This is a genomic window from Xylanibacter ruminicola Ga6B6 (assembly GCF_000687715.1).
In the GTDB taxonomy this organism is placed as follows: domain Bacteria; phylum Bacteroidota; class Bacteroidia; order Bacteroidales; family Bacteroidaceae; genus Prevotella; species Prevotella ruminicola_B.
This window is the reverse complement of the sequence record NZ_JHXD01000003.1, coordinates 72,495-86,783: the sequence shown is the minus strand read 5'-3', so window position 1 is coordinate 86,783 and position 14,289 is coordinate 72,495. Positions and strand designations below refer to the sequence as shown.

Annotated in this window: 8 protein-coding genes; all 8 read right to left on the bottom strand. The window is 49.6% G+C overall.

The features are described 5' to 3' along the window. Window positions 1-10: 10 nt before the first annotated feature. The 8 genes from T500_RS0103145 to rpoB all read right to left on the bottom strand — a co-directional run bounded on the left by T500_RS0103145 (window position 11) and on the right by rpoB (window position 14,256). Window positions 11-1,618 (bottom strand): M56 family metallopeptidase, encoded by a 1,608-nt coding sequence (locus T500_RS0103145; RefSeq protein WP_028906910.1) that lies wholly within the window; start codon window positions 1,616-1,618, stop codon window positions 11-13. A 29-nt stretch (window positions 1,619-1,647) separates the two neighbouring features. Beyond that, entirely contained in the window at window positions 1,648-2,007 is a 360-nt protein-coding gene (locus T500_RS0103140) for a BlaI/MecI/CopY family transcriptional regulator (RefSeq protein WP_028906909.1), read from the bottom strand. Between the two features lie 220 nt (window positions 2,008-2,227). Then, the gene (gene rpsJ / locus T500_RS0103135) at window positions 2,228-2,533 is read right to left on the bottom strand and encodes a 30S ribosomal protein S10 (protein WP_013064715.1); all 306 of its coding nucleotides are present in this window, start codon (window positions 2,531-2,533) and stop codon (window positions 2,228-2,230) included. An 81-nt stretch (window positions 2,534-2,614) separates the two neighbouring features. Further along, window positions 2,615-4,741, bottom strand: coding sequence for an elongation factor G (fusA, locus tag T500_RS0103130; protein ID WP_028906908.1), 2,127 nt, complete (start codon window positions 4,739-4,741; stop codon window positions 2,615-2,617). 34 nt (window positions 4,742-4,775) lie between these two features. After that, window positions 4,776-5,252, bottom strand: a complete 477-nt coding sequence (gene rpsG / locus T500_RS0103125) for a 30S ribosomal protein S7 (RefSeq protein WP_013063135.1) — start codon at window positions 5,250-5,252, stop codon at window positions 4,776-4,778. A gap of 155 nt (window positions 5,253-5,407) precedes the next feature. Continuing rightward, window positions 5,408-5,788 (bottom strand): 30S ribosomal protein S12, encoded by a 381-nt coding sequence (gene rpsL / locus T500_RS0103120; RefSeq protein WP_013063973.1) that lies wholly within the window; start codon window positions 5,786-5,788, stop codon window positions 5,408-5,410. Window positions 5,789-6,065: 277 nt separating this feature from the next. Continuing rightward, window positions 6,066-10,397, bottom strand: coding sequence for a DNA-directed RNA polymerase subunit beta' (gene rpoC, locus T500_RS0103115; protein ID WP_028906907.1), 4,332 nt, complete (start codon window positions 10,395-10,397; stop codon window positions 6,066-6,068). Window positions 10,398-10,443: 46 nt separating this feature from the next. Next, on the bottom strand, window positions 10,444-14,256 hold the full coding sequence (gene rpoB, locus T500_RS0103110) for a DNA-directed RNA polymerase subunit beta (RefSeq protein WP_028906906.1): 3,813 nt from the start codon (window positions 14,254-14,256) through the stop codon (window positions 10,444-10,446). Between the last annotated feature and the right edge of the window lie 33 nt (window positions 14,257-14,289).

The window sequence follows — 14,289 nt, the reverse complement described above, 5'->3', positions numbered from 1 at the left end:
GAGAGAGATTTTATTTCTTTGTTGTAATCAGGATGACACCGTTCTTGGCCTTATCGCCAAACTTATCGGTGGAAGCCTTATCCTTCAGGATCTCCATGTGACTAACAGTGCTAGGATCGATAGTCTTTAACTGAGCGTAATCGATAGCCTTACCATCAAGCAGCACCAACGGATGCTTTTCGGCAGCTTGGGCTTCGTCTTTTCCATAGCCTACAACCACCATCTCGCTCACCTGGTTTGCACCTTCGGTCTTGTCAGCTGCTGCATGCTGAGCAGGTGCAGGACTACTTGGGAGCGCAAAATTGATAGGCACGGTGAATTTTACACGTACGGGCTTGCCATTCTGCGTACCAGCCTTCCATTTGGGCATGGCGCTGATAACACGCACGGCCTCGGCATCGAGTTCGGGACTAACCGACTTAGTAACAGTTGGTTCGCCAACAGAGCCATCCTGCTCAACTATGAAGGTTACGAGCACACGACCCTGTGTGCCTGCCTTGACGGCTGCTGCAGGATACTTAACGTTGCTAGCCAGGAACTGGAATAGTGCTGCTGAGCCACCAGGATACTCCGGCATATGCTCTACCACATCAAAAGGACGCGGCTTGCTGGTCTGAGCGGTTGAAGCATCGGTCTTTGACTGGGCGCTGGACTTTACAACCTTGATAGCCTTGTTACCCACCTTAATGGTGCCAGCCTTTGCACCTTTCTTAACAGGTGTCTGCTGCTGGGGCTGGGTGTAGACATAATGGGTCTCGGTCTCGGCATTTACAGCGAGCGCTACAGCTACGACAGGCAGGAGTGCCAGCAGTTTAAGGTAGCGCTGACGGGGGGATTTAGTATGTAACATCATATTAATTCGGTTTTTGAGGGTACTGTGGGAGATACCGTTAGCAAGGGAGTACCCACCAATGCTCGCGGCTTTTGTGATTAACAGGTATTGATATTGACGCGCATTGATCCCTTGAGAGAGTACTGCACCATCGGCCTCGTATTCGTGGATGGCACGCAGATCGCTGCGCAGCATCCAGATGGCGGGATTAAACCACTGGAGGGCGGTGAGGGTATCAACGAAGAGCAGGTCCCACGAGTGGTGGTAACGGATATGTCCTCGTTCGTGCGTGAGAATAGCCGCATCGTTAGCCAGGTAATCGCTGCGGTTCATCACGATATAATGCATCCAACTGAATGGGGCCAGATCGGGGTTACCGGTCACACAGATCACGGTACCATCAGCTTGCGGATACTTTTGGCTTTGCTTAATGAGATTTACGATTCCTAACAACGACCAGAGGGTATGGCCGAGCGTGGCTGCCATGCCGATGAAGAACAGGGCAATGAGCGCCACCTGCACAACCGAATACGTAGCAGTAGCTGACGACACGTCGGCCACAGCCTCGAAGGCGCCAAACGACACACTGGGGGCCGACTCCACCACAACGGTTTTATGCAGGGTGATAACGCACAGCGGCAGTACGAACGATGCCACAGCTGTAGCCAGAAGCACCACGCGATTAACACGGTGGAACGTTTCGCGGGCCAGCAGCACACGGTAGAACATGTAGAACACCGCCAAGATGGCTGCCACTTTCAGGTCGTAGGTCAGGAAATCTATCATTGTACAATTTAGTTATTTACGATTTCAAACTATTGTTTCTTTTCTATCTGGTCAAGAAGTTCCCGGAGTTCTTCAACAGAAATCTTCTCTTCCTTAACGAAAGCAGACACTGCTGAGAGATAGGAGTTATTGAAGTAGTTCTTAATCACACCGGCAATGGATTTACGTCCGTACTCGGCCTCGGTGATGAGGGGGTAGTACTGATAGGTATTACCAAACTGCTTATGATCAAGATAGCCTTCCTTCTCCAGAATGCGTACCATCGTAGACAGTGTATTGAAGTGCGGGCGTGGCTCGTCGTAATACTCCAAGAGCTCCTTGACGAACATCGGACCGTGCTGCCAATACAAATCCATGATCTCCTTTTCCTTGTTTGTTAACTTTTTCATTTTACTACAGTTTGCTTTAAGTTTCGTAATCAAATTGCGCGTTGTAATCAATATCCGAGTGCAAAGTAACTAAAAGTTTTCGTTACATACAACTAAAAGCTATAGTTTTTAAACTAAATTAATTAGTTAAGGATGGTTTTAACGATTATTCAGGCTACAGAACAAAAAAAAACAGCGCATCCATGGGGATACGCTGCTTTATAATCAGATAAAGATAAAACTATACCTTGATCTCAACCTCAACACCGCTGGGGAGCTCGAGCTTCATCAGAGCGTCAACAGTCTTAGCAGTTGAGCTGTAGATGTCGATCAGACGCTTGTAGTCTGAGAGCTGGAACTGCTCACGAGCCTTCTTGTTTACGAAGGTAGAGCGGTTAACGGTGTAGATACGCTTGTGTGTAGGAAGGGGGATAGGACCGCTGATGATAGCACCTGTGGCCTTAACAGCCTTCACAATCTTCTCGGCTGACTTGTCTACGAGTTTGTGGTCGTAGCTCTTCAGCTTAATACGAATTTTCTGACTCATTGTCGTTTTAATTGTTTAATTGTTATTTTAAAGCGGGTGCTGCTAAAGAGTCATTTGCTCAGCAGCACCCATTTGTTATCCTTATACGAGGTCGGCACGGCCCTTAACCTCCTCCAGAACTGCCTTAGCGATAGAGCTTGACAGAGGAGCGTGGTGATCATACTCCATAGAGCTGGTAGCACGACCTGAAGTGATGGTACGCAGAGCGGTTACATAACCGAACATCTCTGACAGGGGCACCTGAGCCTTAACAACACGGGCACCGCTGCGAGCCTCTTCCATACCCTCTACCTGGCCACGACGCTTGTTCAGGTCACCGATAACATCACCCATGTTCTCCTCAGGTGTTACAACCTCGAGCTTCATGATAGGCTCCATCAGTACGGGCTTAGCCTGAGCACATGCGTTCTTGTATGCCTGCAGAGCAGCGATCTCGAATGAGAGCTGGTCAGAGTCAACGGGGTGGAATGAACCGTCAAGTACAGTTACCTTCAGTGAATCCATTGGGTAACCACCGAGGATACCATTCTTCATAGCGTTCTCGAATCCCTTCTGGATAGATGGGATGAACTCCTTAGGAATGTTACCACCCTTAACCTCGTTAACGAACTGCAGACCGCCGTCCTTAGCGATATCCCAATCGTCGTCAACAGGACCAACGTTTACGATGATATCAGCGAACTTACCGCGACCACCCGACTGCTTCTTGTAAACCTCACGGAGGTTAACAGTCTTGGTGATGGCCTCCTTGTAGTTAACCTGAGGCTTACCCTGGTTACACTCAACCTTGAACTCACGCTTCAGACGGTCGATAATGATATCGAGGTGAAGCTCACCCATACCTGAGATAATGGTCTGACCACTCTGCTCGTCGGTACGAACGGTGAATGTTGGGTCCTCTTCGGCCAGCTTAGCAAGACCGTTATCGAGCTTAGCAACGTCGGCCTGGCTCTTTGGCTCAACTGCGATAGAGATCACAGTGTCGGGGAAGCTCATTGACTCCAGTACGATAGGTGCATCCTCAGAGCAGAGGGTATCACCAGTACGGATATCCTTGAAACCTACACCTGCGCCGATATCACCAGCGTCGATGCTCTCCATTGGAATTTCCTTGTTTGAGTTCATCTGGAACAGACGGCTGATACGCTCCTTCTTACCCGAACGTGGGTTGTAAACGTATGATCCGGCAGTGATCTTACCAGAGTAAACACGGAAGAATACCAGACGGCCCATGTATGGGTCGGTAGCAATCTTAAAGGCCAGAGCCGATGTAGGCTCGTCCTCAGAAGGCTTACGATCCTCTTCCTCATCGGTATCAGGGTTGGTACCCTTAATAACCTCTACGTCAACAGGTGCGGGCAGGAATGCACATACGTAGTCGAGCAGAGGCTGCACACCCTTGTTCTTATAAGAAGAACCGAGCAGCATAGGAGTACAAGCCATTGAGATGGTTCCCTTACGGATAGCAGCGATGATCTCGTCCTCAGTGATTGAGTTAGGATCGTCGAAGTACTTCTCCATCAGAGCCTCGTCGTACTCAGCAGCAGCCTCGAGCAGCTTGTTACGCCACTCGTCGCACTCAGCCTCCATGTCGGCGGGGATATCCTCAACATCGTACTCAGCACCCATGGTCTCATCGTGCCACAGGATAGCCTTCATCTTGATCAGGTCAACCAGACCCTTGAAGTTCTCCTCAGCACCGATGGGCACCTGGATAACAACAGGGTTAGCACCCAGGATGTCCTTCATCTGCTGAACAGTCTCGAAGAAGTCAGCACCTGAACGGTCCATCTTGTTAACGTAACCGATACGAGGTACGTTGTACTTGTCGGCCTGGCGCCATACAGTCTCAGACTGAGGCTGAACACCGTCGGCAGCTGAGTAAGTAGCAACAGCACCATCCAGTACACGCAGTGAACGCTCTACCTCAGCGGTAAAGTCAACGTGTCCCGGAGTATCAATCAAGTTGATCTTGAAGTTCTTACCATTCCATGTCCAGTTACAGGTGGTAGCAGCAGATGTGATAGTAATACCACGCTCCTGCTCCTGAGCCATCCAGTCCATAGTAGCAGCTCCATCGTGTACCTCACCAATCTTATGAGTCTTACCTGTGTAGAACAGAATACGCTCAGAAGTGGTTGTCTTACCGGCATCGATGTGAGCCATAATACCGATATTTCTTGTTAAATGTAAATCGCGGTTTGCCATTGTTTTGTATCCTTTTAACTTCTTACCTTATTTATTAGAAACGGAAGTGAGCAAATGCGCGGTTAGCCTCGGCCATGCGATGCATATCCTCCTTACGCTTGAAGGCACCACCCTGATTGTTGAAGGCGTCCATGATCTCAGCAGCCAGCTTATCAGCCATTGACTTACCAGAACGCTTACGAGCGAACTGAATCATGTTCTTCATTGAGATACTCTCCTTACGGTCGGGACGGATCTCAGTAGGTACCTGGAAAGTAGCACCACCGATACGGCGGCTCTTTACCTCAACCTGTGGGGTAATGTTGTCGAGGGCCTGCTTCCAGATCTCCAGGGCAGACTTCTCCTCGTTGTTCATTTTGCTCTTCACTGTCTCCAGTGCATTGTAGAAGATCTCATAAGACTTAGTCTTCTTACCATCAAACATCAGGTGGTTTACAAACTTAGACACCTTCTGATCGTTGAATACGGGATCTGGCAGGATCACACGCTTCTTTGGTTTTGCTTTTCTCATTTTGTTTTTGAATTAAAATTCTGCTTGAGGGCTGTTCTTACTTGTTCTTCAACGTCCTTCGCTCGGACATTTACTCAACCTTTATAACATTATCTCCAGCAAAACGGATTAAATTTTTTGTTTCTTTTTGGCCTGACTGACCATCTCCGGTCATTTTACTTCTTAGCCTTTGGACGCTTAGCACCATACTTAGAACGGCGCTGTGTACGGTTAGCTACACCAGCAGTATCAAGAGTACCGCGAACGATGTGGTAACGTACACCTGGCAGGTCCTTAACACGACCACCGCGAACAAGCACGATTGAGTGCTCCTGCAGGTTGTGTCCCTCTCCAGGGATGTAAGAGTTAACTTCCTTCTGATTTGTCAGACGAACACGGGCTACCTTACGCATAGCCGAATTAGGCTTCTTAGGAGTTGTTGTGTACACACGTACGCAGACACCACGACGCTGAGGACAGTTGTCCAAAGCAGGTGACTTTGACTTGTCAACAATTACCTTTCTGCCTTTTCTTACCAATTGTGAAATTGTAGGCATAATACTTTAATTTTTAATTTATATATATGTTATTTTATTTATAATCAGCGCTTTACACACCCTATCTCGCTTAATAGGGGCGTTTCGGGCTGCAAAGGTACAACTATTTTCCGATTCCACCTAACTTATATGGAGAAAATGCAAGTTTAAACCCTTGATTTAACAAGAAATAACGTTTTTTGAATTAATTAATAGTAGATTATGTCCATAATGAAGAAAAAAGAGTGCCGCACATACATGCAGCACTCTTAACATATTTTGCTAATCAAAGATAGCCTTATTTCTCCTCGAGAATGGTCTCATCAGCGAAGTCGAGAACGTTCTTGCGATTAGCCTGAATGCGCTCATACTCCTCCTTTGAACCAACGATAATCTTCTCGAACTCACGCAGACCGGTACCAGCAGGAATCAGGTGTCCGCAGATTACGTTCTCCTTCATACCTACCAGGTGATCTACCTTACCACGGATGGCAGCCTCGTTAAGTACCTTGGTTGTCTCCTGGAACGATGCAGCCGACATGAACGACTTGGTCTGGAGGGCGGCACGTGTGATACCCTGCAGGATCTGGGTAGATGTTGCGGGCACGGCATCACGAACCTGTACCAGACGGAGGTCACGACGCTTCAGCATAGAGTTCTCGTCGCGCAGCTTGCGGGCGGTAACAATCTGACCCTTCTGCAGGTTCTCAGAGTCACCGGCATCGGTAACTACCTTCTTACCCCAGATGCGATCGTTCTCCTCAGCAAAGTCGAGCTTGTCGACAATCTCCTGCTCGAGGAATGAGGTATCGCCAGGTTCGTTGATCTGTACCTTACGCATCATCTGACGTACGATGATCTCGAAGTGCTTATCGTTAATCTTTACACCCTGCAGACGGTATACGTCCTGAACCTCGTTCACGATGTACTCCTGTACTGCGGTGGGACCCTTAATGGCCAGGATGTCGCCTGGAGTGATAACACCATCAGAAAGTGGTGTACCAGCACGTACGGCATCGTGCTCCTGTACCAGGATCTGCTTAGACAGCGATACGAGATAACGACGCTGCTCACCAGTCTTAGAGGTTACGATAATCTCACGGTTACCACGCTTTACCTTACCCATGGTTACCTCACCATCGATCTCAGATACAACAGCAGGGTTAGATGGGTTACGAGCCTCGAACAGCTCGGTTACACGAGGCAGACCTCCGGTGATATCACCACCCTTGGCAGCAGCACGTGGAATCTTAACGAGGGTTTCACCAGTTGCAACTGTCTGGCCATCCTCAACAACAACGTGTCCACCTACAGGGAAGCTATATGTTCCGATTACCTCGCCATCGGCGCCGATAATATCACAGGTAGGAACCTTAGTACGGTCGCGCGACTCGGTAACAATCTTTTCAGTCAGACCAGTGGTTTCGTCGGTCTCGGCACGGAAGGTAACACCCTCGATGACGTCGTTGAACTTCAGGGTACCAGCGTACTCGGTTACGATAACGGCGTTGAATGGGTCCCACTGAGCAATCTTGTCGCCCTTGGCAACCTCGTCGCCGTGACCGAAGTAGAGTGACGAACCGTAAGGCACGTTAACGGTAGAGAGAACGATCTTGGTGTTAGGATCAACGAAACGCATCTCACCCAAACGGCTTACAACCATCTGACAGTCGCGGCCATCCTCATCGAATGGAACGGTACGAACCTCTTCAAACTCGATCATAGCGCGATCATATTTACATACGATGCTTGCATTTGCTGCGGCGTTGGCAGCCACACCACCGGCGTGGAACGTACGCAGAGTAAGCTGTGTACCTGGCTCACCGATAGCCTGAGCGGCAATCACACCAACTGCCTCACCCTTCTGTACCATACGACGGGTAGCGAGGTTACGTCCGTAACACTTCATGCAGACACCCTTCTTCGACTCACAAGTGAGCACTGAACGGATCTCGACCATCTCGATATCAGATGCCTCGATAGCCTCGGCTACACTCTCGGTGATCTCCTCACCGGCAGCTACAATCACCTCACCGGTCTTAGGATTGATCACATCGTGAACTGATACACGACCCAGGATACGCTCCGACAGGCTTGAGATAATCTCGTCGCCGCTCTTCAGAGCTGTGCACTGCAAACCACGCAGGGTACCGCAATCCTCCTCGGTAATAATCACATCGTGCGATACGTCAACCAATCGACGTGTCAGGTAACCAGCGTCGGCTGTTTTCATAGCGGTATCAGCCAGACCCTTACGAGCACCATGAGTAGAGATAAAGTACTCGAGCACCGACATACCCTCCTTAAAGTTAGAAAGGATTGGGTTTTCAATAATCTGGTGACCCTCGGCACCGGCCTTCTGAGGCTTAGCCATCAGACCACGGATACCTGAAAGCTGCTTAATCTGGTCCTTACTACCACGGGCACCTGAGTCAAGCATCATGAATACAGCGTTGAATCCCTGGTCGGCCTCGGTCATCTGCTTCAGCAGGATGTTACCGATATCGTTGTTAACGTGGGTCCAGGTATCAATAACCTGATTATAACGCTCGTTGTCGGTGATGAATCCCATGTTATAGTTGTCAGTAATCTGCTGTACCTCCTCATTACCCTTGGCAATCAGCTCAGCCTTCTCCTTTGGAATAATGATATCATCGAGGTTGAACGACAGACCAGCCACGTAAGCCATGCGGTAACCCAGGTTCTTGATACCATCAAGGAACTCACAGGCCTCGGCAAAACCTACATTCTTAATAACGGCTGCGATGATGTCGCGCAGACTCTTCTTAGAAATAATCTTGTTAACGTAACCAACCTCCTTTGGAATGATGCCGTTTACAATCACACGACCTACTGAAGTCTCAACCATGCGGCGCTCGGGCTTACCATCAACGATATCGTCAACGATAACCTTAACCTGGGCGTGCAGTTCGCACTTACCCTCGTTGTGAGCGATGATAGCCTCTTCAGGACCGTAGAAGGTAAGTCCCTCACCCTTTGCACCTGGACGGATCTTGGTAATGTAGTACAAACCAAGTACCATATCCTGTGAAGGCACGGTGATAGGTGCACCGTTGGCAGGGTTCAGAATGTTATGGCTCTGCAGCATGAGCAGCTGAGCCTCGAGGATAGCCTCGTTACTCAATGGGAGGTGTACAGCCATCTGGTCACCGTCGAAGTCGGCGTTGAACGCAGTACATGCCAGTGGGTGCAGCTGGATAGCCTTACCCTCGATCATCTTAGGCTGGAAGGCCTGGATACCCAGACGGTGCAGTGTTGGTGCACGGTTCAGCAGTACAGGGTGACCCTTCATCACGTTCTCCAGGATATCCCAGATAACTGGCTCACGACGGTCAACGATCTTCTTAGCGCTCTTTACAGTCTTCACGATACCACGCTCGATGAGCTTACGGATAATGAATGGCTTGTACAGCTCGGCAGCCATCAGCTTTGGCAGACCGCACTCACCCATCTTCAGCTCAGGACCTACAACGATAACCGAACGGGCTGAATAGTCAACACGCTTACCCAGCAAGTTCTGACGGAAACGTCCCTGCTTACCTTTCAGTGAGTCAGAGAGTGACTTCAGAGGACGGTTGCTATCGCTCTTGACAGCAGATGACTTACGGCTGTTGTCGAAGAGTGAATCCACAGCCTCCTGCAGCATACGCTTCTCGTTTCGGAGAATGACCTCAGGAGCTTTGATCTCCATCAGACGCTTCAGACGGTTGTTACGGATGATCACACGACGATAGAGGTCGTTCAAGTCAGAAGTAGCGAAACGACCACCATCCAGTGGTACCAGAGGACGGAGCTCAGGAGGAGTAACAGGGATAATCTTCATGATCATCCACTCGGGGCGGTTGATGCCCTTCTCTACTGATGAGCGGAATGCCTCTACTACCTGCAGACGCTTCAGAGCCTCGTTCTTACGCTGAACTGAAGAGTCGCTGTTAGCACGGTCGCGCAGTTCGTACGACAGTGAGTCGAGGTCGATACGTGTCAGGAGGTCGTAGATAGCCTCGGCACCCATCTTAGCGATGAACTTGTTAGGATCGCTGTCGTCGAGATACTCGTTTTCGGGTGAAAGCTGATTCTCTACAATCTCTGAGTACTCATCCTCTGAGAGCAGGTCGAACTTGTTAGAACCCAGGGCATCGTTACCCTCGGCATCCTTACGGCCTGCCATTACACCTGGCTGGATAACCACGTAGCGCTCGTAGTAGATAACTGCATCGAGCTTCTTGGTGGGCAGACCCAGCAGGTAACCTATCTTATTAGGAAGACTACGGAAGTACCAGATGTGTGCTACGGGCACAACCAGCTCGATGTGACCAGAACGCTCACGACGAACCTTCTTCTCTGTTACCTCTACACCACAACGGTCGCAGACAATACCCTTATAACGGATGCGCTTGTACTTACCGCAGGCACACTCATAATCCTTGGTAGGACCGAAGATGCGCTCGCAGAACAAACCATCGCGCTCAGGCTTATAGGTACGATAGTTGATGGTCTCTGGCTTGGTAACCTCACCGAAGCTGCTCTCCAGAATCTCTTCAGGAGAAGCAAGTCCGATGGTAATCTTCGTAAAATTATTCTTTATTTTTGAATCCTTCTTGAAAGCCATATATATTATCTTTCTCTTAATTCTTAACTCTTATTACTTAACTCACTTAGTCGAGGGTAATACTCAAACCAAGACCACGCAACTCGTGCAGCAGCACATTGAGAGACTCAGGGATACCTGGTGTAGGCATTGGCTCGCCCTTAACGATAGCCTCGTAAGCCTTAGAGCGACCTACGGTATCATCCGACTTGATTGTCAGGATCTCCTGAAGAACATGGCTGGCGCCGAAGGCCTCGAGGGCCCAAACCTCCATCTCTCCAAAACGCTGACCACCGAACTGGGCCTTACCACCAAGAGGCTGCTGAGTAATCAAGCTGTACGGACCGATTGAACGGGCGTGCATCTTATCCTCAACCATGTGACCGAGCTTAAGGAAGTAGGTGATACCTACTGTAGCAGGCTGGTCGAAACGCTCACCGGTCTCACCATCATACAGGTGGGTAGAGCACAGACGTGGCAGACCTGCCTTGTCGGTCCACTCAGCCAGGTCGTCGAGCTTAGCACCATCGAAGATAGGTGTAGCGAACTTAACGCCGAGCTTCTTACCGGCAGCACCGAGGATAGCCTCGAAAATCTGACCAAGGTTCATTCGAGAAGGCACACCCAGAGGGTTCAGTACCAGGTCGACTGGACGACCATCCTCGAGGAATGGCATATCCTCCTGACGAACGATCTTCGAAACGATACCCTTGTTACCGTGACGTCCGGCCAGCTTATCACCTACGCCGATCTTACGCTTCTTAGCAATGTAAACCTTAGCCATCTGCAGGATGCCGTTAGGCAGCTCATCACCGATGGTAATAGCGAACTTCTTACGCTTCATCTCAGCATCAAGCAGCTTATACTTCTTCATGAAGTTGATAATCAGCTTGGCAATCAGCTCGTTCTTATGCTCATCTGTTGTCCAGTTGCTAATCTGTACGTCGCCATACTCAAGGTTGCGCAGGGCTGTAGCAGTGAACTTGCTACCCTTGGTGATGATCTCGGCACCGGTGTAGTCCTTAACACCCTGTGAGGTCTTACCCTTAGTGAGCTCCATGAGCTTGTCGATCAGGATATCCTTCAGGTCCTCAACCTTTGCATCGTACTCCTCGTCGATCTTAGCAAGCACGATCTTATCCTGCTGCTTAGACTTACGGTCCTTGATGGCACGCTGGAACATCTTCTTATCAATAACAACACCACTCAGTGATGGGTTAGCCTTGAGTGAAGAATCCTTCACATCACCAGCCTTATCACCGAAGATGGCACGGAGCAGCTTCTCCTCAGGCGAAGGATCGCTCTCACCCTTAGGTGAAATCTTACCAATCATGATATCGCCTGGCTCAACACGGGCACCAACACGGATAACACCGTTGTCGTCCAGATCCTTGGTAGCTTCCTCGCTTACATTAGGAATATCAGCTGTGAACTCCTCAACACCACGCTTGGTCTCACGTACATCGAGTGAGTACTCATCAACGTGTACAGAGGTAAGTACGTCGTCACGAACAATACGCTCGTTCAGCACGATAGCATCCTCATAGTTGTAACCCTTCCAAGGCATGTAAGCTACCAGCAGGTTGCGGCCCAGAGCCAGCTCACCGTCCTCAGTAGCGTAACCCTCAGTCAGGATATCACCGGCCTTTACGCGCTGTCCCTTCTCACAGATAGGACGCAGGTCGATGGTCATATTCTGGTTGGTACGACGGAACTTAGCGATACGGTACTCCTTCAGGGCGGGCTCGAAGCTTACGAACTCCTCGTCCTCAGTGCGATCGTACAGAATACGGATGGTTGTAGCATCAACGTACTCAATCACACCATCACCCTCGGCAGTTACCATGGTACGTGAATCCTCACAAACCTGCTTCTCAAGACCGGTACCTACGATAGGTGCCTCGTTGTGCAGCAGAGGTACAGCCTGGCGCATCATGTTAGATCCCATCAGCGCACGGTGAGCATCGTCGTGCTCCAGGAATGGAATCAGAGATGCTGCGATAGAGGCAATCTGCTGTGGCGATACATCCATCAGGTCAACATCTGTAGGTGGAACTACAGGGAAGTCGGCATCCTGACGGCACTTAACAACCGAACGGATAAATGTACCATCGTCGTTCAGAGGTGCGTTACCCTGACCGATGATGTGCTCAGCCTCCTCCTCAGCGGTAAGGTAAACAATACCATTCTCGCTCAGGTCGGCAACACCATTCTCTACCTTACGGTAAGGAGTCTGGATAAAGCCAAGCTCGTTGATCTTAGCATATACACAGAGAGATGAGATCAGACCGATGTTTGGACCCTCAGGGCTCTCGATAGGACACAGACGACCATAGTGTGTATAGTGTACGTCACGAACCTCGAATCCGGCGCGCTCACGGCTCAGACCACCAGGACCCAGGGCAGAGAGACGACGCTTGTGAGTTACCTCGGCCAGAGGGTTGGTCTGGTCCATGAACTGCGACAGAGGGTTGGTACCGAAGAACGAGTTGATAACGCTTGAGATAGTCTTGGCGTTGATCAGATCGGTTGGTGTGAACACCTCGTTATCGCGAACGTTCATGCGCTCACGGATGGTACGGCTCATACGAGCCAGACCTATAGAGAACTGATTAGCCAGCTGCTCGCCTACGGTACGTACGCGACGGTTCGACAGGTGGTCGATATCGTCGACAGTAGCCTTAGAGTTAACCAACTGAATCAGATACTTGATAATCTCGATAATATCTTCCTTGGTCAGAACGCGAACATCCATATCAGTGTTCAAACCAAGCTTCTTGTTGATACGGTAACGACCAACATCACCCAGATCGTAACGCTTGTCAGAGAAGAACAGGTTCTGGATAACCTCGCGTGCGCTGGCATCATCGGCAGGATCAGCATTACGCAGCTGACGGTAGATGTAGAGCACAGCCTCCTTCTCAGAGTTAGATGGGTCTTTGGCCAGTGTGTTGAAGATGATGCTGTAATCCGAAGCTACAGAGGCATCCTTGTGCACCAGGATAGTCTGTGCGCCACTCTCAAGGATATCCATCATGTTCTCCTCGGTAATCTCAGTCTCACGCTCCATAATCATCTGGTTACGCTCGATTGATACTACCTCACCAGTATCCTCATCAACGAAGTCCTCGTTCCAGCTCTTCAGTACGCGGGCAGCCAGCTTGCAGCCAATCACAGCCTTCAGACTCTTCTTGTTAACCTTAACCTCCTCGGCCAGGTTGAAGATCTGCAGGATGTCCTTATCAGCCTCGAAACCGATAGCACGCAGCAGAGTTGTTACGGGCAACTTCTTCTTACGGTCGATGTATGCATACATCACATTGTTAATGTCGGTAGCAAACTCGATCCATGAACCCTTGAATGGGATAACACGAGCCGAATACAGCAGGGTACCGTTAGCATGTACGCTCTGGCCGAAGAATACGCCAGGTGAACGGTGCAACTGTGAAACGACTACGCGCTCGGCTCCATTGATAACGAATGTACCATTGGCGGTCATGTAAGGGATAGGACCCAGGAACACATCCTGAATCACAGTTCCGAAATCCTCATGATCCGGATCAGTACAATACAGTTTCAGCTTAGCCTTCAGGGGCACGCTATAAGTCAAACCACGCTCCAAGCACTCATCGATGCTGTAACGAGGTGGGTCGATATAGTAATCCAAGAACTCAAGAACGAAATTATTACGTGTATCGGTGATAGGGAAGTTCTCAGCGAACACCTTATACAAGCCGTCATTCTTGCGTTCCTCAGGCGGAGTATCCAACTGCAGGAAGTCTTTGAACGACTTTAATTGCACATCAAGGAAATCCGGGAATGGCATCGGATTTTTGACGCTGCCAAAGTTTACTCTGTTATCTATTATTTTTGAAGCCATAAATTATAATTTAAATAAAAAGGCTAGGAACCC